The organism is Variovorax nivicola (assembly GCF_051216475.1).
Classification (GTDB): domain Bacteria; phylum Pseudomonadota; class Gammaproteobacteria; order Burkholderiales; family Burkholderiaceae_C; genus Variovorax.
Genome location: NZ_JBPJZK010000001.1, coordinates 833,693 through 855,390, shown reverse-complemented (window position 1 = coordinate 855,390; position 21,698 = coordinate 833,693). Strand labels below are relative to the sequence as shown.

Sequence of the window (21,698 nt, the reverse complement as noted above, 5' to 3'; positions counted from 1 at the left end):
GCGTCTACAACATGTAGGTCACGAGCTTGAAGTCCGGGTCTTCGGGGAAGGGCTTCACGGTGAAGCCCAGCCGGCGCACCAGCTTCAGCATGTCGGGGTTGTTGGCCAGCACCAGTCCGTCGATCTCGGCCAGGCCCTTGTCGCGCGCCACGTCGATGATGCTTTCCATCAGCCGCGAGCCGATGCCCTTGCCGCTGAATTCGTCGGCCACCACCAGCGAGAACTCGCAGCTGGTCTGGTCGGGGTTGGTGATGTAGCGCGACACGCCCACGATGTGCTCGCTTTCGAGCACGGTGCCGTCGGGCGACACGCTGCGCTCCATCACCACCGCCACCAGCGCCATCTCGCGGTCGTAGTCGATCAGCGTGAAGCGCGACAGCATCGACGGTGGCAGCTCGTGGAAGCGCGAGACGAAGCGGAACCAGCGACTTTCGGGCGACAGGCCCTGCACCAGCGCCTGCAGCATCTGCGCGTCGTTGGGGTGCACCGGCCGCACGATGTACGTGCCGCCACCAGGCAGCGGCCATTCGCGCCGGTAGCGCGCCGGGTACGGCATGATGGCCAGGTGCTGGTAGCCGTTGACCGCATTGCCGACGTGGGCCGCCACCGCCTGCGTGGTGCTGCCGACCACGATGCGCGCATCGACCGAAATGGCGCCGTTCTCGTCCACGATGATGGGGTTGATGTCCATCTCGCGCAGCTCGGGCAGCTCGCACACCATTTCCGACACGCGCAGCAGCACGTCTTCGAGTGCTTCCATGTTCACCGCGTGGGCGCCGCGCCATTCGCCCAGCGTCTCGGCCACGCGCGAGCGCTCGATGAGCCGATGCGCAAGAAACTGGTTGAGCGGCGGCAGCTCCATGGCGCGGTCGTTCAGCAACTCGATCATGGTGCCGCCCGCGCCGAACACGATGACGGGGCCGAAGGGCTCGTCGGTGACCATGCCCACGTAAATCTCGCGCCCGCGCCGCGCGCGCACCATCTTCTGTACGGTCACGCCGTTGATGCGGGCCTCGGGCGCGAGGCGGGCCACGCGCTCCATCATCTCGACGTAGGTGTCGCGCGCGGCGGTGCCGTTCAGCACGTTGAGCGCCACGCCTTCCACGTCGGACTTGTGCGCGATGTCGGGCGAATCGATCTTCAGCGCCACCGGAAAGCCCAGCTGCGTCGCGATCATCATGGCCTCGCTGGCGCTGCGCGCGAGCAGCGTGCGCGTGATCGGAATGTGGAAGGACGACAGCAGCGACTTCGACTCCATCTCCGTCAGCACATGCCGCCGCTCGGCCAGCACGCTTTCGATGATCAGGCGCGCGCCCTCGATGTCGGGCTTGGCCAGCGCCGACAGCGGCGGCGGCGTCTGCTGCAGCAACTGCTGGTTCTGATAGAAGGCCGCGATGTTGCCGAAGGCGCCCACCGCAGCTTCGGGCGTGCGAAAGCTCGGAATGGTCGCGTCAGCCAGCACCGAGCGCGCCTTGCCTACAGACGAGTCGCCCATCCAGCAGGCCAGCAGCGGCTTGTTCATCGGCCGCGGAATGTCGGCCAGCGCTTTCGCTGTGGCGGCCGCATCGGCACCGGCCTTGGGCGAGAAGATGGCGAGCACGCCGTCGACCTGGCTGTCGGCCGAGGCCGCTTCGATGGCGGCGCGGTAGTGCGCGGGCAGTGCCTCTTCGGAAAGGTCGATCAGGTCGGCCAGCGACGCGAGCGGGGGCAGGGTGGGCTGCAGCAGCTTCTGCGCGGGCGGGGAAAGCTTGCCCAGGTGCAGCCCGATCTCATTGATCCAGTCGGCCGCCAGCACGCCGGGGCCGCCGCCGTTGGTGACCACGGCCAGGCGCTTGCCCACCGGCCGGTAGCGCGAGGCCAGGCACTTGGCGGCAGAGAACAGCTCGACGAAGGAGCGAACCCGCACCGCGCCCGCGCGACGCAACGCGGCGTCGAATACGTCGTCGCTGCCGACGATGGCGGCGCTGTGCGTCTGCGCGGCCTCGTTGCCCGCCGGCTTGCGCCCGGCCTTGAGCACCACCACCGGCTTGGCATGCGAGGCCGAGCGCAGCGCGCTCATGAAGCGGCGCGCATCGGCAATGCCTTCGAGGTACACGATGATGCTGTGCGTGGCCTGGTCGTTGGCGAGGAAGTCGAGCACTTGCGGAATGTCGACCGAGGTGTGCGGGCCCAGCGACACCACGCTCGAAAAGCCGACGCCGTTCTGGCGTGCCCAGTCGAGCATCGAGGCCGTGAGCGCGCCGGACTGCGCCACCAGCGCGAGCGGCCCCGGCCTGGCCAGCGGGCCGGCCACGCTCGCATTCAGATGCAGCAGCGGCCGCTGGAAGCCCAGCGAGTTCGGCCCCAGCAGGTGCACGCCTTCGCGGCGCGCGATCTTGCGCCATTGCGCTGCCTCATCGGCGCCGATGCCGCTCGAAAGAACCACTGCCGCCTTGCAGCCGATGCGCCCCGCGATTTCAAGGGCGGCAGCTACGTCGCGCGGCGCCAGGGCGATCAGCGCGAGGTCGGCATGGGTCTGGGCCAACTCTTCGAGCGTGCCCTTGGTGCGCACGTCCAGAAAGCGCAAGGTGCCGTCGAAGCGGTCGGCGCGAAAGGCCTCGCGCAGCGTACGGCCAGCAGGGGTCTGGCCGCCCGGGTCGTCGGCGTGGCCGACGAAGGCCACGATGGAGGCGGGCGCGAAAAGCGGGGTCAGGAAATGCTTGTCCATGCCCCCAAGTCTGCACCGTTCCGCACCTTTCGGGGGCGGCTGGACAGAGTGTTGACCTAAGTCATGACGTGGTCAGCGCGCTTGGCTATATTCAAGGCTCCATGCAAAAACGTATTGGCGTGATCTTCGTCTCACGACGAAATTCATTGCGCAGCATCCTGGCCGAAGCGTGCCTCGCGCACCTGGACCCCAAGCGGTTCTCGGTATCTTCCTGCGGTCAACCCGGGCACATTGCCCGTGAGCTCCATCCCGCGGCCATTGCCGCATTGAAGAGCGCCAGCATTCCCCCTCCCCAACGGCCGCCGCGCAGCTGGGACGAACTGGTGCGCGCCAATGCCTCCCCGGCGGATTTCGTCATCACGCTGGACGCGGCCAACGAATCCCGCCAGCCGTCATGGCCCGGCCAGCCCGACGCGGCGCTGTGGGCCTACCCCGACATAGCCGACGGCGACGACCTGGAGAAGACCGCGCACGACGCCATCCAGATGCTGTTCTCGCTGCGTCGCCGGCTCGAACTTCTGGTGAGCCTGCCGATGCAGGGAGCAGACCGCTCGGCCGTTCGCTCCGACGTGCGGGACTTAGGGTATCTGCGGTAGGTGCAAAAGTGGATACTCCGGCCCACCATCAAACAGACTTCTAACTACCAGATGACCAAGGAAGAGATCTCCAAAGCATTTGAGAATGACGTGCGAGAGATTGCAAGGCGGTTGATCGCTGCATTCGATCTTGCACATGCTGAAGCCAATGCAACAAGTCTTGACGACCCGCTAATTCGATGGCTCGATTTCCGGCTCCGTTACATCGAGCCTAAGGTGCGTAGGATTGAGCGATCAAATCGGTTTCCCGTGCAGCTCCCCGCCGAAATGGAAAAAGCCTTGCGGGATATGGAGCAAAGAGTCTTGCAAGGAGAGGACCTGAATCCTTACCAGAGTAAGACTATCGCCAAGAACGATACAAGCGGCCTCAAGCGCCAGCAGCGTACCGACGGCCTTTGGGCAGACTGGGGCATTCATCACCTTCATTTGGCCGAGACGTCCGCGGCTCCTGACGAAAGATTCTCTGTCCGCTCGGGCTGGCTTCTGTTTGTGATGGTCTACGACGATGTTCTCGCATTTGTCGACGTGCGGGATCACGGCGAAGCAAGCCTCTGGACGCAAGAGGATCTGGTCAAGACGTTCATCGACAGCTGGCCCGAACAAGCGGAGCGCTTCAGGTTGCGCGGGGTAATCGCCTCTACCGGGAGTCACACTCCTGAGGAGCTTGCCAAGCTTCGGGGAGCCGGAATCAACCGCTTCATTACCCATGCCGGGGCTACCTATATGGGCATGGGACAAGGCGTGAGTTCAGCTTCGACCGCGACGAAAGCGACACTCTTCAGCAACAAGATTCTTGCAAACGTACGGCGTCTGGCCGAATGGGCTGCAGATCACAGTGGACCGATCATGACCGACCTCAGGCACGCCGGCATCACTCAACCGAAGCTTTCGCTTTTCGTACATCCTCAAGGACTAATGTTCTTTGAGGAAGGAGCGCAGATGGGCTGGCCTCTTAGACGGGAAACCGAACATGCGGACGGCGTTCTGCACGACGCATTGCTACCGCCATGGGCAGTGGCGCCGCTCGTACGACATTGGGGAGCGAACCCTTAGCAGCAGGCTAACTCCGGCTTTCGTGCCTCTAAACGAGTGCAGGTGAGGCGCTTGTGCCAGCTCACTCCAGCGTGAAGCCGATCTTCAGCGTCACCTGCCAGTGCGCGACCTTGCCCTCCACCACGTGCCCACGCGTCTCGGTGACGGTGAACCACTGGATGTTGCGCAGCGTCTCGTGTGCCTTTGCGATGGCGGTCTGCACGGCGTCTTCGATGCTGGTCGGGGAGGAGCCCGTCAGCTCCAGCGATTTGTAGACGTGGTTGGACATGGGTTTGTCTCCTTTGGTTGGTTGAACGGGCAGCGGCGAGGCGCCCGGAAAACATCGTAGTCCTGTTGTGGGCGTCAGTGGACGAATCCGCCCTTCACGAAGCGCACAGGTTCGGCGTCCATGCGCGCGATGAGTGCTCCGAGGCCATCTGGCGCCAGCGGCCGCGTGCCAGCCGATGCAGGCTGTTCGGTGCGGCACAGCAGGTCGTCATCGCTCCATGCGCCCTTGCCGGGTTCGCCGCGCGCGCGCAGCCAGCCGTCGCGGTCGACGATCAGCTGCGTGCCCGCGAGCTGCGAGGTCGCGGCGACGAGCGAGAAGGCGGCCCATGCGGCGGGCGATGCGGCGATGCAGTCGCCAGTCTGCGATGCGGCTGCCGTGGCATCCGGTGCGAGAAACACAGTGACGAGGCGCGGGTCGTCGAGCAGCGGCGGCGCGCTTGCACCCGCAGCCACGATCCGCAAGCGCTGCCCGCGCCAACTGCTCAGACTGCGTGGCGGCTTGCCCTTGCATTGCACAGCCACATCGGGCGGTGCGATGGGCTGCGTCCATAGCCCGGCCGCGCGCAGGCTTTCACCCGCGCCCTGCGCTTTCATGAAGTCGATCAGCGCCCATGCATCCGCGTCGCGCAGCACATCGCCGAAGCCGGGCATCGTCGGGGCGCCGCGCCGGTCGCGCATGCCGTTCATCACATGCCAGAGCACATCGCCGTCGGCGCGCCGCCACAGCAGCGGCCCGCCGAGATTGGGCGGCCACACGGGTTGTGAAGCGGCCAGCGGCCCTTGTCCGCGTCCATCGGTGCCGTGGCACGCCATGCACTGAGCCGCATACAGCACGCGCCCGCGCTCGATGCTGTCGGCGGTAAAGCCCGTGGATGATGTCTGGAAGCTCGTCGGGTACGCGGGCACCAGCACCACGTTGGCTTCGGGCCAGGGTGCAACCACCACCAGCAGCACGGCCGCCGCAACGAGCCACACGCGGCGGCGACGCCAGAACAGGGCGAGCACCAGGGTCAGCAGCACCACCGCAAGCACGACCACCGTGAGCCCGAGCCGTCGCGCCTGGCCAAGATCGATCAGCAGGTTCTCGCCCGACAGCCGCAGTGCCCACGGCCATGCCGGCTGGCCGTGCGCTTGCGAGACCAGCCCCAGCGCATCGAGCAGGCGCAGCAGCTGCAGTTGCGCGCCCTGCAGCAGGCCGATCAGCAGATTGAGCCAACCGGCCTCGGGTGGACCGCTCATGTCACCACGTGGCGTCGAGTCCCAGGTGCTTGAGCGCTTCGTGCCGCAGTTCGGCCAGCCGCGGGTCGCCGCGATGGCGCGGGTAGGGCAGGTCGACCACCAGCTCCGCCGCAATGCGCGCCGGCCGGTCGCTCAGCACGATCACGCGGTTGGCGAGGAACAGCGCCTCTTCCACGTCGTGCGTCACCAGCAGCGCCGAGAAGCCGGCGCGCTGCCACAGGTTGACCAGCTCGCTCTGCATCGCAATGCGCGTGAGCGAGTCGAGCTTGCCCAGCGGCTCGTCGAGCACCAGCAGCTGCGGGTCGTTGACCAGCGCGCGCGCCAGCGCCACGCGCTGCGCCATGCCGCCGGAGAGATGGTGCGGAAAGGCCTTCGCGAATTCGGTGAGGCCCACGAGCTTGAGTGCTTCATCGACGCGGGCGCGCTGTTCCTTCAGCACGCCGCGCGCCTGCAGGCCCAGCGCCACGTTGTCCCACACGCTGCGCCACGGGTAGAGCGTCGGGTCCTGGAACACGACGATGCGCGACGGATCGGGCCGCGTGATGGTTTCGCCGTTCTGCGTGATGGCGCCGGCGGTTGCGGGTTCGAGCCCGGCCACCAGTCGCAGCAGGGTCGACTTGCCGCAGCCGCTGGGCCCCAGCAGCGCGACGAATTCGCCGGGGCGCACCTGCAGGTCGATGCCGTCGAGCACCTGCAGCACGCCGCCGGACACCTCAAACCAGTGGCTGACGCCGCGGATGTCGATGTGGGCGCCGCCGGTGGTCTTGGCCGGCGCGGGCGCGCGAGGAAGCACTGCATTCACCATTTGACGGTTCCTTTCTGCCACGACAGCACGCGGTCGCGCACCTTGAACAGCAGCGTGATGAGGCCCGAGCACAGCGCGGCCATGACGAACAGCGCCGCGTACATGTTGGCGTAGGCGGCCCAGCCCTGGGCCCACTGCAGGTACCAGCCGAGCCCGGCCTTCACGCCCATCATCTCGGCCGTGATCAGCACCGAGAACGAGGCGCCCAGCCCCATGAACAGGCCGACGAACACCTGCGGCAGGGCTGCCGGAATCGCCACGCGCAACACCAGGAAGCGCTCCGACGCACCCAGCGTGCGCGCCACGTCGTAGTAGCTCTTGTGGACCGAGGCCACACCCGACCACGTGAGCACCGCCACCGGGAAGAAAGTGGCCAGCCCCACGAGAAACACGGCGGCCGAATAGCTCGACGGTGCAAAGAAGAAGGCCAAAGGCAGCAGTGCCGACGCCGGCACCGGCCCCAGGAAGCGCAGCAGCGGATGCACCCAGTACCCCGCGATGCGCGACCAGCCGATCGACACACCAGTGACGAAACCGATCAGCGCGCCCAGCACGAAGCCGTTGGCCAGCAGGCGCAGCGAATACGCGGTCGACAGGCCCAGCCGTTGCCAGTCTTCATGCACCACGTCGATCAGGCTTTGCGGCGGCGCGAAGAAGGGCGAGGGCAGCACGCCGAGCTTGGCGGTGCTGATCTCCCACAGTGCGAGCACCACGGCCAGCGCGACCAGCCATTGCCCGGCCGGCCGCAACGTTCGCGCCAGCTTGCCCGCGCGGTGGCCCAGCAGCGAAATGGCGAAGAGCAGGGCGGCGACCACCAGCGTGGCAATGCCGAACTCGCGGGTGAAAGCCCAGTCATTGAAGCCGACTTCCTTGTTCGGCCACAGCAGCGTGAGCAGGCCCAGGGCGAACCAAGCGGCAGTGGCGAGCAGGCCGGTGGGCCAGATGCCGGTGGGGGCGGGAGGGCGCAGCGCTACTGTCTGCGAGGTTTTCTGCCGCGGTGTGTGAGGTGTGGGCGCATTGCCCGGCAAGCCGAGCGGCGCGTCGAGGATCTGTTCGGCCGTGGTCATGCGAGAACGTCCAGCGACACGTGGTTGGCGAAGCGCGCCACGTCGGTGCTCTTCTTCAGGATGCCCGCGTTGCGGAAGTCGGTGGCGAAGACCTCCACCTCGTTGCGCAGCGCCTTGCCGGCCGGGTGGTGCTTGTAGGTGAGCTCGGCCAGCAGCTTCTGCAGGTCTTCCAGCGGCACCTTGGGTGCGTACTTCGAATAGGTCCTGGCGGCTTCGTTCGGGTTTTCCGACACGTAGTCGGAGGCCTGCGCGAGCGCGCGCACCACGGCGGCGGCGCGTGGCTTGTCGTTGCGCGCCAGTTCGCCGCGGGCACCGACGATGCAGCACAGGCGCTCGGCGTATTCGCCTTTGGCGCTGTTGGCAATCTCGGTGAAGACGCCGGGGTTGCGCTTCTCTATGAGGAACACGTTCGGGTCGCCGTCGGCAATCGCGTGGATCTCGCCCTTCTTCACGGCCACGTCGAGCAGGTCCGCCGGGTAGACGCGCCAGTCGACGTCCTTCTCGATGTCGATGCCTTTCTTCGCAAGGTGAATGGCATAGAACTGCCTGGCCGGGCTGTTCTGGTCCGACACGCCGATGGTCTTGCCCTTGAGGCTGGCAAGGTCGGTCGTCACGCCCGAAGCCTTGGCCCCCACCAGCCGCAGGCAGCCGCCGTGCACGCTGCCCACCACCTTGACGTCGAAGCCCGCTTCGAGCGGCTTGACCCAGCGGTGGATCAGGCCCACGCCAACGTCGGCCTTGGCTGTGGCCAGGGCCTCCAGCATCTGGTCGGACGAGCCGGCCCAGTTGAGCAGCTCGACGTCGAGCCCGTTCTTCTCGAAGAAGCCGCGCTCCAGCGCCACCGGCACCGGGGCAAGGCAGAAGCCGGCCTGGCTCCAGGCAAAGGTGAGCTTGCGCGGCTGCGAGCGCGCCACGGTGGCGAGCAGGGCGCCGGAGCCCACGATGGCTGCCGCCGCCCCGGCCTGCAGCACGCTGCGGCGCGAAGGCGGTAAGTGATCGAGAGGAACGGTCATCGCAGGCTTCTCCACCGAAAAATTGGAAGCTGCGAGTGTTGGCGTGCGAGGCCCGCGCGGCCAACGAAGGAATGCGGCTATGGATATGCGCGCAACTACTTTTCCCTGGCGCCGAAGCTCTCCGCCAGGAATTCGACGATGGCCTGCACCCGCGCCGTGCGCCCCTTGCGGCTGGGCACCAGCAGCGTGACCGGCGCGCTGTCGAACTGCCAGTCGGCCAGCACGCGCACCAGCGTGCCGCGTGCCACGGCGTCGGCCGCGTCCCATTCGGAGCGCAGCACGAGTCCCATGCCTTGCTCGGCCCACTGGCGGGCCACGCCGCCGTCGTTGGTGACGTAGGCGGGCGAGATGCGCAGGGTCTCGCGCTTGGCTTTGGAGGAGGCCGCGCGGCCGGCCGGGCGCACGTGCCACAGCGTCACGTCTTCGTCGTTCTCGCGGATGCAGATGCAGGCGTGCGCCATCACGTCGCGCGGCACGCGGGGCGCGCCGTGCAGGCGCAGATATTCCGGGCTCGCGCACAGCCAGCGCTCGTTGGCGCTCAGCGTGCGCGCTACCCACGACGAGTCGCGCACCGTGCCGATGTGGATCACCGCGTCGGCGTCGTGCCGGTCGGGCCACGGGGTTTCGCGCAGGTCGAGCTGCACGCTCAGCCCCGGGTGCAGTCGGGCGAAGCGCGCGAGCATGGGCGCTATGTACTGCCGGCCGTAACCGAAGGGCGCGGCGATGCGCAGCGTGCCGGTGAGCCGCTGGTCGTCGCGCTGCATCGATTCGCGCAGCCCCTCGATCTGGCCGAGCAGCGAGGCTGCTTCGCGCGCAAAGCGTTCGCCTTCCGGCGTGAGGCTCAGCCGCCGTGCAGTGCGGGTGGCGAGCGACAGGCCCAGCGTGGCTTCGAGCTTGCGCAGCCGCATCGACAGCGCGGGCGGCGTGACGTCGAGCGCGCGCGCCGCGGCGCTCAGCGATGGTTCGCGCAGCAGGGCGGCCGCGAGCTGCATGTCTTCGATCTGGATCATTAACTTGTGCTTAACGATTGATGACCGTGCATTGAAGCACAAGCATGGCCTCGGAACGTACAGTCGGTGTCCATGCACCCCCCGAACGCCTATCCACGCGCAGTGCTTTTCGACCTGCTCACAGCGCTGCTTGATTCCTGGACCGTCTGGAACATCGCCGCAGGTTCCGAAGAGAAAGGCCGCACATGGCGCGCCGAATACCTGCGGCTCACCTATGGCTGCGGCGCCTATGTGCCCTACGAGCAGCTGGTGAAAGACGCCGCGCGCCACACCGGCATGGCCGACTCCGCACCCGACGCGCTGGAAGCGCAATGGGACACGCTGCCCGTGTGGGACGGCGCACGCGAACTGCTGCTGGCGCTGAAGCCGCACTGCAAGCTCGCCGTGGTCACCAACTGCTCGAAGCGGCTCGGCCATCGCGCGGCTGCTCGGCTGGGCATCGATTGGGACGTGGTCGTCACCTCGGAGGAGGCAGGCTTCTACAAGCCCGATCCGCGTCCCTACCGCATGGCGCTCGACCGGCTGGGCGTGAAGGCGGAAGACGCGGCCTTCGTTGCCGGCTCGGGCTACGACATGTTCGGCACCTCGGCGGTCGGGCTGCGCACCTACTGGCACAACCGCGTCGGGCTGGCGTTGCCGCAGGGCGCTCCCACGCCCGAACTGCAGGCGGCAACACTGGCACCCGCGCTGCCCTGGCTGCAATCCTTCGGCAAATGAAGAACCCGCTATGAACAACACCCTCGCCACCATCGACACGCCCGCTGCCCTCATCGAGCGGACGCGCATGCAACACAACATCGCGCGCATGCAGCAACGCATGAACGAACTCGGCGTGCGCTTTCGCCCGCACGTGAAGACCAGCAAGTGCATAGCCGTTGCCAAGGCACAGCGCGACGCGGGTGCGCAGGGCATCACCGTTTCCACGCTGAAGGAGGCCGAGCAGTTTTTCGCCGAGGGCTTCACCGACATCCTCTACGCGGTTGGCATGGCGCCGCACCGGCTGGCGCATGCGTTGGACCTGCGCCGGCGCGGCTGTGCGCTGGGCATCCTCACGGACGGTGTCGAGTCGGCGCGTGCGATCGTGGAATTCGGCCGCGCGAACGGCGAGGTGTTCGACGTACTGATCGAGGTCGACACCGACGGCCATCGCTCCGGCATCCGGCCCGAAGAAGACGCGCTGCTCGAAGTGGCGCACGTGCTGCACGACGGCGGCATGCGCCTCGGCGGCGTGATGACGCACGCCGGCTCCAGCTACGAGCTCGACACGCCCGAAGCCCTGCGCGCCATGGCCGAGCAGGAGCGCTCCGGCTGCGTGCACGCTGCACAGCGGCTGCGCGAAGCGGGCCTGCCGTGCCCGGTGGTCAGCGTGGGCTCCACGCCCACGGCGCTGATGGCCGAAGCGCTCGAAGGCGTCACCGAGGTGCGAGCGGGCGTCTACGTGTTCTTCGACCTCGTGATGCGCAACATCGGCGTTTGCACCGAGGACGACATAGCCCTGAGCGTGCTCACCACGGTGATCGGCCACCAGGCCGACAAGGGCTGGGCCATCGTCGACGCGGGCTGGATGGCGATGAGCCGCGACCGTGGCACGCAGAAGCAGAAACGCGATTTCGGCTACGGGCAGGTCTGCGATGTCGATGGGCGGGTGCTCGACGGCTATGTGCTCAGCGGCGCCAACCAGGAGCACGGCATCCTCTCGCGCGAGGGCGCGCCGGACACGGGCATTGCGGCGCGCTTTCCCATCGGGACGCGGCTGCGCATCCTGCCGAACCATGCGTGTGCGACCGGCGCGCAGTTTCCCGAATATCAGGCGCTGTCTGAAGACGGCTTGCTGGAGACCTGGGGGCGCTTCCACGGTTGGTGAGTATCCGGGGCGCCTGACTCAAGCGGCACTCAGGGCCGGATAGTCGGTGTACCCCTGCGCCGTGCCGCCGAAGTAGGTGTTGTGATCGGCCGCGTTCATCGGCGCGCCGGTCTTCAGGCGGGTGACGAAATCGGGGTTCGCCAAGACCATCTGGCCGTAGGCCTCCAGGTCGGCCAGCCCCGATGCCACGTCGGCTCCGATCCGGTCGCGCGCCTGGCCCGGCCGATTCAGAATCAGCGAGCCCTTCCAGAGCTTGCGGATGTCGCCCAGCAACGCTTCGTTGCCCAGGTGCATGAGGTGCAGATAAGCCAGCCCCAGCTTGTCGAGTTCGGCGACCACGTGGCGGTAAAGATCCGGTCCTTCGGCGCCTTCGTCGATGCCCCACATGGCGGTGCCGGGCGAAAGGCGGATCGCCGTGCGGTCCGCGCCGATTTCCTCGGCTATTGCGGTGGCGACCTCGATGGCGAAGCGCGCGCGGTTCTCGATCGAGCCGCCGTACTGATCGCTGCGCGTGTTGGCGCTGGGCGCAAAGAACTGATGGACCAGGTAGGCGTTCGCGCCGTGGATCTCGACGCCGTCGGCGCCAGCCTCGATCGCGCGGCGTGCAGCAAGGCGGAAGTCGGCCACCGTCTGGCGCACTTCATCGGTCGTCAGCGCGCGCGGCGCGGGAATGTCCTGCATACCCTTGGCTGTGAACATCTGCGTACCCGGTGCAATGGCCGAAGGCGCGACGCCCTGGCGGTGATGCGGCGTGTTGTCGGGGTGTGACATGCGGCCCGCGTGCATGAGCTGGATGAAGATGCGGCCGCCCCTGGCGTGCACGGCCGCGGTGGTCTTCTTCCAGCCGGCGACATGCGCGTCGGTGTAGATGCCCGGCGTGGTGAGGTAGCCCTGTCCGTCGTCCGACGGCTGGGTGCCTTCGGTGACGATCAGGCCGACGCCGGCGCGCTGGGCGTAGTAGTCGACTGCCAGTTCTCCGGGGGTGCCGTCGGGCTGGGCACGGCTGCGGGTCATGGGCGCCATGACGAGGCGGTTGGGCAGTGAATGGCGCCCGACATGGACGGGGCTGAAAAGTTGGCTCATGGCGAAATTCCTTGGCTTGCGGATTGCGATGAGCGAATCTTCCTCTGCTTACCACGCGGGATAAATATGGTAGTTTGCAGAACATTGATCCATCAATGGAGCAGTCTGCATGGAACTGTTGAACGACATGGCCCTGTTCGTGGAGGTCGTCAAGGCCAAGGGCTTCCGCAGTGCCGGAGAGGCGATGGGAATTCCGAACTCGACGCTGTCGCGGCGCATCAGTGCGCTGGAGAAGGCGATCGGCCTGCGCCTGCTGCATCGCACGACGCGCAAGATCGAGCTCACCGAGGCCGGCCTTGTCTACTTCGAGCGATGCAAGCGCATCGTCGACGAAGCGCGCCTGGCGCACGAGCAGCTCGGCGACATGCTCGCGCAGCCCAGCGGCGTGCTGCGCGTCTCGCTGCCGGTGGATTTCACCGTCACCTACCTCGCGCCCCTGATCGCCGAGTTCGCGAGCCTCTATCCCGGCATCAACTTCGATTTCGACCTCACGCCGCGGCGGGTCGACCTGGTCAGCGAACCCTTCGACGTGGCGATACGCATCGGCGAATCGGAAGACTCGCAACTGATCGCGCGGCTGCTGGCGGCGATCACGCCGCACCTCTATGCGTCGCCCGGCTATCTCGAACGCTCGGGCGAGCCGACGAAGCCCGCCGAGCTCGAGCGGCATCAATGCCTGGGCATCCTGAGGGCGAGTTCGTGGACTTTGCTGGACGGCAAGCGAACGGTCACGGTGCCGGTGGGTGGGCGCTTCGTGCTCAACAGCGTGGGCATGATCCGCCGGCTGGCGATGCTCGACATGGGCATCGTCCTGATGCCGGAGGAAGTCGTGGCCGACGATCTGGCCAGCGGTGCGCTGCGCCGCATCATGCCCGGGTGGCACGGCACGCCGACGCCGGTCTATGCCATCACCGAAACCCGGCTGCTGCCGGCGAAGACGCAGCGCTTCATCGAATTCCTGCGCGACCGGCTGGGCCAGCGGTGAACGCGGGCCGTTTCGCTCAGAAAGACTGCTCCCCGACCACCCGCCGCACGGTCTGCAACGCGTTGCGCAGGCTGTCCAGCCCGACGGAGCCGAGCGCGAGGCGCAGTGCATGCGGCACATGCTGCGACGTGGCAAAGGGCTCGGCGGTAGATACCGAAACACCTTCGCGCATCAATGCCGCCGCGACCCGGTCGGCGCGCGTTTCTTCCGGCAAGGGCAGCCAGACGAAGTACGACGCCGGGTGGCGCACGCACCGCAGACCGGCCAGCGCTTCGCCGGCGATGACCTGTCGCGCCGCTGCGTCCTGACGCTTTTCAGATTCGAGACGGGCGACAGTGCCGTCCTCCAGCCATGCGCAAGCGATCGCCGTCGTCACGCCCGGCGTGCACCAGGTCGTGGCCCGTATCGCCCGTTCGATCTTCGGCACCCACGCCTCTGGTGCAACGACGAAGCCCACGCGCAGGCCGGTCGCCACGTTCTTGGACAAGCCCGAGACATACACCGTCGTCTCCGGTGCCAGCGTTGCCAGCGGCGGCGGTGGATCGTCGGCCAGAAAGGCGTAGGCCGCGTCCTCGATGACGAGCAGGCCATGCCGCCTTGCGATGGCGGCCAGTCGCCGGCGCCGGCTAGCGCTCATCACCCAGCCCAGCGGGTTGTGCAGGGTCGGCATCGTGTAGACGGCCCGCACGCGGCGGCGCTCGCACAGGCGTTCCAGCGCGTCCAGGTCGGGGCCCTGCCCGGATGCGGGAATGGGCGCCAGTTCCCGCCGATGTGCCTCGGCGAGCACCTTGAAGCCGGGGTAGGTGAGTGCATCGACCGCGACCACGTCGCCCGGTTGCAGCAGCGCCATCACCGTTACTGCCAGGCCATGCTGCGCGCCGTCGACCAGCATCACCCTCGACGGCTCGGCTGCCAGCCCCCGCGACGCGAGGTGCCGGGCGACGCAGGCGCGCTCGTGCATTCGCCCGCCATGGGGTGCGTAACGCAGCATCGCTTCCAGCTCTCCGCCGGCGGCGAGCTGCCGCAGCGCGCCGCGCAGCAGCTCGGCCTGCCCGGGCAAAGACGGGTAGTTGAAGTTCAGGTCGACCAGGTCCGGCGCCATGGTCCGTTGGTCGACACCTGCGCCGCCGTGCAGCGTCGTCTCTCGCACGAAGGTGCCGCGGCCGACCTCGCCGCTGACCAGCCCCATGGCCTCCAGCTCCGCATAGACGCGCGATGCAGTGACCAGGGCCAGGCCGTGGCGCTCGGCCAGCCGCCGGTGCGTGGGCAGGCGGGTGCCCGGCTTCAGGCGCCCCGCGCGGATCTCGGCGGCGAGTTCATCGACCAGTTGCTTGTAGCGGGCTTCGGCCATCGTGCGATGTATCCATGACAATTCTTTGATTGTATTGATGGGCCCGTCTACGATGAGTGCATCCCACCCCCACGAACGAACACCATGCACATCGCGATCCTCACCTTCGACGGCTTCAACGAACTGGACTCGCTCATCGCGCTGGGCGTGCTCAACCGCATCAAGAAGCCCGATTGGCGCGTGACCATCTGCTGCCCGACCCCGGAAGTCACGTCGATGAACGGCGTCACCATTCGTGCCCAATCCATGCTGGAAGACGCGCGCCTCGCAGACGCCGTCGTCGTCGGCAGCGGCGTGAAGACGCGAGAGGTCGTCGCCAGCCCCGAGCTGATGGGGCGCCTGGCGCTCGACCCGGCCCGCCAGCTGATCGCAGCGCAGTGCTCCGGCACTTTGATCCTGGCGAAGCTCGGCCTCGTGGGCGGCATACCGGCCTGCACCGATCTGACCACCAAGCCCTGGGTGCAGGAGGCCGGCGTGGAGGTCTTGAACCAGCCCTTCTATGCGCGCGGCAACGTCGCAACCGCAGGCGGCTGCTTTGCCTCGCCTTACCTGGCCGGCTGGATCATCGCCCGCACCGAAGGGCTGGAGGCTGCCGCAGCGGCGCTCCACTACGTCGCCCCCGTGGGCGAGAAGGAAGCCTATGTGGCCAATGCGTTCGGAAACATCACGCCGTACCTGCCGCAATGAGCTCTTGCGTGCTCAGCGCCTTATGGGCGCATGCAGCACCGCATTCGCCCCCGACCCGGCCGAAGCCTGCGTCGGCGATGCGTCAGCCAGCGTCCTGACCGGCCCGCAGCGTCCGTAGGTGTCGTCGAAGCGCACGATGTCGTCTTCGCCCAGGTATCCGCCGGTCTGCACCTCGATCACTTCGAGCACGGTCTTGCCCGGGTTCTCCAGCCGGTGGATGGCGCCAGAGGGCAGGTAGATCGATTCGTTCTCGCGCACCAGCGTGACTTCGCCGTTGCAGGTGGCGCGCGCCGTGCCCTTCACCACGATCCAGTGCTCGGCGCGGTGGTGGTGCATCTGCAGCGACAGCTTGCCGCCGGGTTTCACGGTCAGGCGCTTGACCTGGAAGCGCTCGCCCAGGTCGATGCTGTCGTATGCACCCCAGGGTCGCACCACGCGGCGGTGCTCGGTGGCCTCGGCGCAGCCCTCCAGAGAGAGCTTGCGCACAACGTCGGCCACCTGCTCGGCGCAGCCAGCGCCGGCCACCAGCACTGCGTCGGGGGTGTCCACGATGATGAGGTTTTCGGTGCCCAGCGCCACCACTGGCCGGTGCGGCGCGTGGATGAAGGTGTTGCGCGAATTCAGCGCGCTGGCCTTGCCGCTCAGCCGGTTGCCGGAGTCGTCCGCCGGGTGCAGGCTGGCAACCGCGTTCCAGCTGCCGACGTCGCTCCACAGGCCTTCGAACTTCACGACCGCGATGTCCCTGTGCTTTTCGAGCACGGCGTAGTCGATGCTGTCGGGGCGGCAATCCTCGAAGGCGGCGCGGTCCAGTCGCAGGAAGCTGCCGTCGGTTGCAACGGCTGCGGTGGCACGCTCGCAGGCCAACAGGATGTCGGGTGCATGCCCGCGCAGCGCCGCGATCAGCGTGCGCGCCTGCACGAGAAGGATGCCCGCATTCCAGCTGTAGCCGCCATGCAGGATCAGCTGTTCAGCCACCGCAGCTGTCGGCTTTTCGACAAAGCGCACCACGGCTTGGCTGCGCCCGTCGGCCGAAGGCTCGCCGGCTTCGATGTAGCCGTACGCGGTGCTCGGAAAGCTTGGCACCACCCCGAAGGTGACGATCTTGCCGGCCAATGCGGCCTCGACGCCGGTGCGCACGGTGCGGGCGAACAGCGCGGCTTCGGGAATGTGGTGGTCGGAGGGCGCGAACAGCAACAGGTCGTCGGGCTCGGCCAGCAGGGCGGCCGAGGCCATGGCGGCAGCGGTGTTGCGCGCCACCGGCTCGAGGATCTGCCGGCCCGTGGCATGCGCGTTTTCCACCGCTTCCTTCACCAGGAAGCGATGGTCTTCCGAGGTGACGCAGGTGATGTCGGCATTCAGCACCGCCAGCCGTTCGAGCGTGAGGTGCAGCAGGCTCTTGCCGCCGACCAGCGGCGCAAACTGCTTGGGCAGCGCCTTGCGCGACAGCGGCCACAGCCGCGTGCCGCTGCCGCCGCACAGAACCACGGGATGGATGAGTGGGGTGTTCATGATCGTTTTGCGTTGTGGCGGGGTTTGATGGGGTTCAGATCAGGCCGGAGTACGCCGCATAGCTCACGGCCTGGGCACGCGAATGCACGTGCAATTTCTTGTAGATGTTCTTGATGTGAGCGTTGACGGTCTGCCCCGAGATGCCCAGCTTGAGGCCGATTTCCTCGGTGACGTGGCCGCGCGCCACGAAGCGCAGGATCTCGCACTCGCGCGCCGTCAGCGTCGCTTCGCGCGGAGGCGGCTCCACAGATGGCGGCGTGCTGCTGTCGGGCCGGTGGCTCAGCCGAGAGAGCAGCCGGCGCGCCAGCCGCGGCGTGATGGCCGCGCCGCCGTTGACCACCTGCAGCACGGCTTGCGCAAAGCTCTGGAGCCACGCGTCCTTCAGCAGGTAGCCGGTGGCGCCCAGCTCGAAGGCATGCAGCACGTGCGACTCGTCCTCGAGCGCAGAGATCACGATGATCTCTCCCGTGCGGTGGTGCTCGCGGGCTTCCTGGATCAGGTCGAAGCCGGTGCCGTCGCCCAGCCGCAGGTCGACCATCAGCACGTCGAACTCGTGCGTGGCCAGCAGACGGCGGCCGTCGCGCAGGCTGCCGGCCTGGCCTTCGAGCTGGATGCGCAGGTCAGACAGCAGCTCCTGCGCGATCACCCGGCGCATGAATTCGTCGTCGTCGACGAGCAGCACGCGCACCGGTGCATCTTCCTGCCCCGTCAGGAAGCCGGGCCACAGCGGCGCAACAGGCGGAACGATGCCCGGTGGAAACCCCGAGCGGCCATCGGCCTGCTCGCCAAGAAAAGGGGATGCGTTGTCAGGCATGGGTGTGTCCCAGGTTGGAGTTGATGTGGGTGCTGGTGCCGTTGCTCTGAAAGCGTGTGAGGTCCGCCGTGAAGGCCGGCGCCGGGTCGTCGAAGCCGTGCGGGTTCGCGGCCTGCCAGCGCCAGCAGTCGGCGCACATCTGGTCGAGGTCGCGGCGCGCGCGCCAGCCGAAGGCGAGATACGCGCCGCGCGCGTCGGCCCAGTAGGCGGGCGCGTCGCCGGGGCGGCGCGGCCCGATGCGCAGGGCGATGCGGCGGCCGCTTGCGCGCTCGAAGGCCGACACCACTTCGAGCACCGAAGCGCCACGGCCGGTGCCGAGGTTGGTCATGAGGATGCCGCTGCGGCGCACTGCATGGCGCAGCGCCGCCACATGGCCTTCGGCCACGTCCATCACGTGCACGTAGTCACGCACGCCGGTGCCGTCGATCGTTTCGTAGTCGTCGCCGTGCACCACCAGGCATTCGCGCTCGCCGGCCGCGACCTGCGAGATGTAGGGCATCAGGTTGTTGGGCAGCCCGTGCGGGCGCTCGCCGAGCAGGCCGCTTTCGTGCGCGCCGACGGGGTTGAAGTAGCGCAGGCAGGCAATGCCCCAGCGCGCGTCGGCTTGCGCCAGGTCGGCCAGCACGGTCTCGACCATCGCCTTGGTGCGGCCGTAGGGGTTGACCGCGCCGTGCGGTGCGGTCTCCGCAATGGGCGAGGTTTGCGAGTCGCCGTACACCGTGGCCGACGAGGAGAACACCAGCGTGCGCACATCGGCACGGCCCATGGCCTGCACCAGCGCCAGGGTGCCGGCCAGGTTGACGTCGTAGTAGCTCACCGGGTCGGCCACCGATTCGCCGACCGCCTTCAGCCCCGCGAGATGCACGACCGCTTCGACCCCGTGCGCGGCGAACACGCGGTCGAGTGCCGCCGCATCGCGCACGTCGCCGCGCACGAGAACGGGTTCGACGCCCGTGATGCACGCCACCCGCTGCAGCGAGCGCGCGTCGCTGTTGACGAGCGAGTCGAGCACCACCGGCAGGTAGCCCGCCGCGATCAGCGCCACGCAGGTGTGGCTGCCGATGAAGCCGGCGCCGCCTGTCACGAGGATCCTGGGGGTGGGCATGGTGGTGGTCCTCGGGTCGTGTCAGCCGGCGATGCAGCGCTGCAGTTCCTCTTCGAGGCGCTGCAGGATCGTGTTGCGGTCAAGTTCGGCCTCGGCGAAGCGGCGGCCGGCGGAGCCCAGCAGCTCGCGCGTATCGGGCGACATGGAAAGCTGTTCGATGGCATCGGCCAGCGCGGCCGCATCGCCCGGCTCGACCACCACGCCGCGGCCCCACACGGCCTCGCTGAGCGCGGTGCCGGCGTGCGCGGTGACGATCACGGCGCGGCCACTCGCGAGCATGCCGCCCAGCTTCGACGGCATGACGAGGTCGGCGGCATCGGCGCGCTGGGGCAGCACGTGGATGTCGGCCATACCCAGCAGCTCGTTAAGCCTTTCGGTAGGCTGCAGGTCGAGAAAATGCGTGTTGCCCAGGCGGATGCACGCGTCCATCAGCGAGGCCCGGCTCGGGCCGTTGCCGCAGAACACGAAGTGGATGTTGTGGGAGCACACCAGCAGGCGCGCCGCCTCGGCCAGCAGCTCGATGCCTTGCTTGCTGCCGAGGCTGCCCGCGTAGAGCACGACCACCGCGCCGGCCGGAATGTTCAGCTCGGCCCGAAAGCCCTGCGCCGGCACGCCTTCGGCCACCGGCGGGCGCGCAATGGGCTGAATGGCTTCCACGTCGACCCAGTTCGGAAACAGCACCAGCCGCGATTCGTCAACGCCTTTCTCCATGGCCTTGGTGCACATCGTGGAAGAGATGCTCGACACCCGGTCGAACTTGCGCATCAGCCAGCGCTCGGCGGCTAGGGCGAAGCGCCGCACACGCTCGCCGCGCACCCAGCCGAGGCCGAATGCAGCGTCCACTTCGTAGTCCTGCACGTGCAGCCAAGACCGGATGCCGAGCAGCTTCGCGAAGCACAGCGCGGCCGGTGCGCAGGAGATGGGCGGCTCCACCACGAACACCACGTCAGGCTTCCAGCGCAGCTGCGCCAGCAGCAGCGGAATGCTCGACAGCGTGAAGGACAGTAGATGCCCGATGCGTCCCAGCGCACGGGGTTTCGACGGTACCCAGGTGGGCGCGCGGCAGACCGTCACGCCATTCCAGTCGGTCTTGCGGTACGCCCAGGCCGAGTAGCCCTCGAGCACCGACCACTGCGGAAAGAAGGGCGGCGACGCAATCACCCGCACCTGGTGCCCGCGGGCGTGCAGCCACTCGGCCATCTCGCCCGAGTACTTGCCGATGCCGGCCAGCTCGGGAGCGAAGTTCATCGAGTAGACGAGGATCTTCACGATGCCCGCCTCCGCGTCAGCAGGCGCACGATCGGGAAGAAGCCGAATTGCAGGCGCATGCGCGTCTCGTACAGCACGAAGTCGGTCACGCAGGCAATGAAGAACACGTAATGCGGCCTGTCCGGAAAGACCATCACCACCGCGCCGTAAGACGCCAGCCGCAGCGCAACCTCCAGCAGCGCCCAGGCGCCGAGCGACCCCATCGAGGTCTTCAGCGAGAGCACCATCTCGTGGTGGATCGTGTAGGTGCGCAGAAGGAAGTACGGCGCAATGCACATGAAGATGGTGCGCGCCTCGTTGCCCAGCTTGAGCAGCGGCGCAGCCACCGAGATGAGCGCGGCCAGCCCGACGAAGAGCCCGCAGCCCAGCAGGAAGGAATGCTTCGCCAGGCGCAACTTGGCCGCGTTGAAATTGCCTGCGTCCGTTTCCAGCATCGCGGGCGTCTTCGTGACCAGGAAAGCCTGCACGAACTGCGACGGCGCCTCGGCCAGCAGGAACGCGAGCTTGAAGGCCCCCACGTAGCTCAGCGGCATGAAGTACGCCACGATGAGCAGGTCTGACTTGCGCAGCAGGAACATGAGCAGCGAATACACCGTCGCGCCGGCCTGCGAAGCCAGCCCGAGCGCGGCCCGTCCGGCTGGTGGCGCGGCGCCGTTGCCCGGCAAGCCGACAGCCACGCACACCACCACGACGGCGAACAGGTTGATGAGCAGCAGGTGCGCCACGCCCAGGTCGAAGCGCACCGCCACGCACAGGCTCACGCCCACGACCAGGATGGTCGCGCGGATGCCGCTTTCCAGGTTGAGCAGCCCCGCGTGGCCGAGGCCGCGGCTGAACGAGAGCCGCAGGCTGTTGAACGAGAAGACAGCCAGCGTGGCCACCAGCAGAAGGAAGGGCGCGTCGCCCACGGGCATGTGCTGCACCGTGAGGATCACCGTCACCAGCACCGTGGCCAGCGGCAGGCCAATGGCCAGCGTGCGCACCACGTCGCCGCGCGTCACGCCGGGTGGCACGGTCGCAGCATTGCGCGAGAACAGCAGTGAGCTGCCCAGCGTGCCCATCACCAGTGCCACTTCCATGACCGACTGGTAAATGGAGTACTCGCCGAAGCGCGCCGGCGAAATGCTCGCCGCCATCAGGAAGATCGCCAGGAAGCCCGACAGGTACACATACAGCCGCGAAGCGAGCGCGCCCAGGCCCGACAGCCAGGCCATGCGCGCGCCGGGCGGAGCAAGTGGCAGGCTGAAGTGCTTCATGGCGTCGGCTGGCTCCAC

20 protein-coding genes are annotated in these 21,698 nt (G+C 67.6%); 6 read left to right on the top strand and 14 right to left on the bottom strand.

What is annotated here, in order from left to right:
• Positions 1-4 precede the first annotated feature (4 nt).
• A complete protein-coding gene (locus ACSFBF_RS04005; RefSeq protein ID WP_435465033.1) occupies positions 5-2,707 on the bottom strand; it encodes a bifunctional acetate--CoA ligase family protein/GNAT family N-acetyltransferase in 2,703 nt (900 codons plus the stop codon).
• A 101-nt stretch (positions 2,708-2,808) separates the two neighbouring features.
• On the opposite strand from ACSFBF_RS04005, the gene ACSFBF_RS04000 reads away from it, so the two are divergent.
• Together ACSFBF_RS04000 and ACSFBF_RS03995 are read left to right on the top strand one after the other, a co-directional pair.
• Positions 2,809-3,303: an arsenate-mycothiol transferase ArsC gene (locus tag ACSFBF_RS04000; RefSeq protein ID WP_435465032.1), complete on the top strand. Its 495-nt coding sequence runs from the start codon at positions 2,809-2,811 to the stop codon at positions 3,301-3,303.
• Positions 3,304-3,354: 51 nt separating this feature from the next.
• Positions 3,355-4,356 (top strand): hypothetical protein, encoded by a 1,002-nt coding sequence (locus ACSFBF_RS03995; protein WP_435465031.1) that lies wholly within the window; start codon positions 3,355-3,357, stop codon positions 4,354-4,356.
• A 61-nt stretch (positions 4,357-4,417) separates the two neighbouring features.
• On the opposite strand, the gene ACSFBF_RS03990 is transcribed toward ACSFBF_RS03995, so the two are convergent.
• From ACSFBF_RS03990 to ACSFBF_RS03965, 6 genes are all read right to left on the bottom strand, one after another.
• Positions 4,418-4,624: a dodecin gene (locus ACSFBF_RS03990; RefSeq protein WP_435465030.1), complete on the bottom strand. Its 207-nt coding sequence runs from the start codon at positions 4,622-4,624 to the stop codon at positions 4,418-4,420.
• Positions 4,625-4,698: 74 nt separating this feature from the next.
• Entirely contained in the window at positions 4,699-5,862 is a 1,164-nt protein-coding gene (locus ACSFBF_RS03985; RefSeq protein ID WP_435465029.1) for a c-type cytochrome, read from the bottom strand.
• A 1-nt stretch (position 5,863) separates the two neighbouring features.
• A complete protein-coding gene (locus tag ACSFBF_RS03980) occupies positions 5,864-6,667 on the bottom strand; it encodes an ABC transporter ATP-binding protein (protein ID WP_435465028.1) in 804 nt (267 codons plus the stop codon).
• On the bottom strand, positions 6,661-7,734 hold the full coding sequence (locus ACSFBF_RS03975; RefSeq protein ID WP_435465027.1) for an ABC transporter permease: 1,074 nt from the start codon (positions 7,732-7,734) through the stop codon (positions 6,661-6,663). Before ACSFBF_RS03975 ends, ACSFBF_RS03980 begins: the two co-directional genes overlap by 7 nt.
• Positions 7,731-8,747, bottom strand: coding sequence for an ABC transporter substrate-binding protein (locus ACSFBF_RS03970; protein ID WP_435465026.1), 1,017 nt, complete (start codon positions 8,745-8,747; stop codon positions 7,731-7,733). The genes ACSFBF_RS03975 and ACSFBF_RS03970 overlap by 4 nt, the downstream gene beginning before the upstream one ends.
• 95 nt (positions 8,748-8,842) lie before the next feature.
• Positions 8,843-9,757 (bottom strand): LysR family transcriptional regulator, encoded by a 915-nt coding sequence (locus ACSFBF_RS03965; protein WP_435465025.1) that lies wholly within the window; start codon positions 9,755-9,757, stop codon positions 8,843-8,845.
• A 72-nt stretch (positions 9,758-9,829) separates the two neighbouring features.
• Here ACSFBF_RS03965 and ACSFBF_RS03960 point away from each other — a divergent pair, with 72 nt between their 5' ends.
• Positions 9,830-10,474 (top strand): HAD family hydrolase, encoded by a 645-nt coding sequence (locus ACSFBF_RS03960; RefSeq protein ID WP_435465024.1) that lies wholly within the window; start codon positions 9,830-9,832, stop codon positions 10,472-10,474.
• Positions 10,475-10,484: 10 nt separating this feature from the next.
• Positions 10,485-11,621 (top strand): DSD1 family PLP-dependent enzyme, encoded by a 1,137-nt coding sequence (locus tag ACSFBF_RS03955; RefSeq protein ID WP_435465023.1) that lies wholly within the window; start codon positions 10,485-10,487, stop codon positions 11,619-11,621.
• A gap of 18 nt (positions 11,622-11,639) precedes the next feature.
• Here ACSFBF_RS03955 and ACSFBF_RS03950 read toward each other — a convergent pair whose 3' ends face one another.
• A complete protein-coding gene (locus ACSFBF_RS03950) occupies positions 11,640-12,704 on the bottom strand; it encodes an alkene reductase (RefSeq protein WP_435465022.1) in 1,065 nt (354 codons plus the stop codon).
• 109 nt (positions 12,705-12,813) lie between these two features.
• Between ACSFBF_RS03950 and ACSFBF_RS03945 the strand changes: the two genes are divergently transcribed.
• Positions 12,814-13,689 carry a LysR family transcriptional regulator gene (locus tag ACSFBF_RS03945; RefSeq protein WP_435465021.1) on the top strand — a complete coding sequence of 292 codons (876 nt, stop codon included), beginning with the start codon at positions 12,814-12,816 and terminating at the stop codon, positions 13,687-13,689.
• Between the two features lie 16 nt (positions 13,690-13,705).
• On the opposite strand, the gene ACSFBF_RS03940 is transcribed toward ACSFBF_RS03945, so the two are convergent.
• Positions 13,706-15,040, bottom strand: coding sequence for an aminotransferase-like domain-containing protein (locus tag ACSFBF_RS03940; protein WP_435465915.1), 1,335 nt, complete (start codon positions 15,038-15,040; stop codon positions 13,706-13,708).
• Between the two features lie 84 nt (positions 15,041-15,124).
• On the opposite strand from ACSFBF_RS03940, the gene ACSFBF_RS03935 reads away from it, so the two are divergent.
• Positions 15,125-15,727, top strand: a complete 603-nt coding sequence (locus tag ACSFBF_RS03935) for a DJ-1/PfpI family protein (RefSeq protein WP_435465020.1) — start codon at positions 15,125-15,127, stop codon at positions 15,725-15,727.
• Between the two features lie 12 nt (positions 15,728-15,739).
• Here the strand turns inward: ACSFBF_RS03935 and ACSFBF_RS03930 are convergent, their stop codons facing one another.
• Genes ACSFBF_RS03930 through ACSFBF_RS03910 form a run of 5 tightly spaced genes read right to left on the bottom strand, consistent with a single transcriptional unit; the run spans position 15,740 to position 21,680 of the window.
• On the bottom strand, positions 15,740-17,236 hold the full coding sequence (locus ACSFBF_RS03930) for a mannose-1-phosphate guanylyltransferase/mannose-6-phosphate isomerase (protein WP_435465019.1): 1,497 nt from the start codon (positions 17,234-17,236) through the stop codon (positions 15,740-15,742).
• A gap of 34 nt (positions 17,237-17,270) precedes the next feature.
• Positions 17,271-18,050 (bottom strand): LuxR C-terminal-related transcriptional regulator, encoded by a 780-nt coding sequence (locus tag ACSFBF_RS03925; protein ID WP_435465018.1) that lies wholly within the window; start codon positions 18,048-18,050, stop codon positions 17,271-17,273.
• The gene (gene galE, locus ACSFBF_RS03920) at positions 18,043-19,155 is read right to left on the bottom strand and encodes a UDP-glucose 4-epimerase GalE (protein WP_435465017.1); all 1,113 of its coding nucleotides are present in this window, start codon (positions 19,153-19,155) and stop codon (positions 18,043-18,045) included. Before galE ends, ACSFBF_RS03925 begins: the two co-directional genes overlap by 8 nt.
• A 21-nt stretch (positions 19,156-19,176) precedes the next feature.
• On the bottom strand, positions 19,177-20,424 hold the full coding sequence (locus tag ACSFBF_RS03915; protein ID WP_435465016.1) for a glycosyltransferase WbuB: 1,248 nt from the start codon (positions 20,422-20,424) through the stop codon (positions 19,177-19,179).
• On the bottom strand, positions 20,421-21,680 hold the full coding sequence (locus ACSFBF_RS03910; protein ID WP_435465015.1) for a lipopolysaccharide biosynthesis protein: 1,260 nt from the start codon (positions 21,678-21,680) through the stop codon (positions 20,421-20,423). Before ACSFBF_RS03910 ends, ACSFBF_RS03915 begins: the two co-directional genes overlap by 4 nt.
• Between the last annotated feature and the right edge of the window lie 18 nt (positions 21,681-21,698).

Coding starts and splice junctions, on each gene's coding strand:
- ACSFBF_RS04005 (WP_435465033.1), bottom strand. CDS start 2,707: ATGGACAAGCATTTCCTGACCCCGCTTTTCGCGCCCGCCTCCATCGTG.
- ACSFBF_RS04000 (WP_435465032.1), top strand. CDS start 2,809: ATGCAAAAACGTATTGGCGTGATCTTCGTCTCACGACGAAATTCATTG.
- ACSFBF_RS03995 (WP_435465031.1), top strand. CDS start 3,355: ATGACCAAGGAAGAGATCTCCAAAGCATTTGAGAATGACGTGCGAGAG.
- ACSFBF_RS03990 (WP_435465030.1), bottom strand. CDS start 4,624: ATGTCCAACCACGTCTACAAATCGCTGGAGCTGACGGGCTCCTCCCCG.
- ACSFBF_RS03985 (WP_435465029.1), bottom strand. CDS start 5,862: ATGAGCGGTCCACCCGAGGCCGGTTGGCTCAATCTGCTGATCGGCCTG.
- ACSFBF_RS03980 (WP_435465028.1), bottom strand. CDS start 6,667: ATGGTGAATGCAGTGCTTCCTCGCGCGCCCGCGCCGGCCAAGACCACC.
- ACSFBF_RS03975 (WP_435465027.1), bottom strand. CDS start 7,734: ATGACCACGGCCGAACAGATCCTCGACGCGCCGCTCGGCTTGCCGGGC.
- ACSFBF_RS03970 (WP_435465026.1), bottom strand. CDS start 8,747: ATGACCGTTCCTCTCGATCACTTACCGCCTTCGCGCCGCAGCGTGCTG.
- ACSFBF_RS03965 (WP_435465025.1), bottom strand. CDS start 9,757: ATGATCCAGATCGAAGACATGCAGCTCGCGGCCGCCCTGCTGCGCGAA.
- ACSFBF_RS03960 (WP_435465024.1), top strand. CDS start 9,830: ATGCACCCCCCGAACGCCTATCCACGCGCAGTGCTTTTCGACCTGCTC.
- ACSFBF_RS03955 (WP_435465023.1), top strand. CDS start 10,485: ATGAACAACACCCTCGCCACCATCGACACGCCCGCTGCCCTCATCGAG.
- ACSFBF_RS03950 (WP_435465022.1), bottom strand. CDS start 12,704: ATGAGCCAACTTTTCAGCCCCGTCCATGTCGGGCGCCATTCACTGCCC.
- ACSFBF_RS03945 (WP_435465021.1), top strand. CDS start 12,814: ATGGAACTGTTGAACGACATGGCCCTGTTCGTGGAGGTCGTCAAGGCC.
- ACSFBF_RS03940 (WP_435465915.1), bottom strand. CDS start 15,040: ATGGCCGAAGCCCGCTACAAGCAACTGGTCGATGAACTCGCCGCCGAG.
- ACSFBF_RS03935 (WP_435465020.1), top strand. CDS start 15,125: ATGCACATCGCGATCCTCACCTTCGACGGCTTCAACGAACTGGACTCG.
- ACSFBF_RS03930 (WP_435465019.1), bottom strand. CDS start 17,236: ATGAACACCCCACTCATCCATCCCGTGGTTCTGTGCGGCGGCAGCGGC.
- ACSFBF_RS03925 (WP_435465018.1), bottom strand. CDS start 18,050: ATGCCTGACAACGCATCCCCTTTTCTTGGCGAGCAGGCCGATGGCCGC.
- galE (WP_435465017.1), bottom strand. CDS start 19,155: ATGCCCACCCCCAGGATCCTCGTGACAGGCGGCGCCGGCTTCATCGGC.
- ACSFBF_RS03910 (WP_435465015.1), bottom strand. CDS start 21,680: ATGAAGCACTTCAGCCTGCCACTTGCTCCGCCCGGCGCGCGCATGGCC.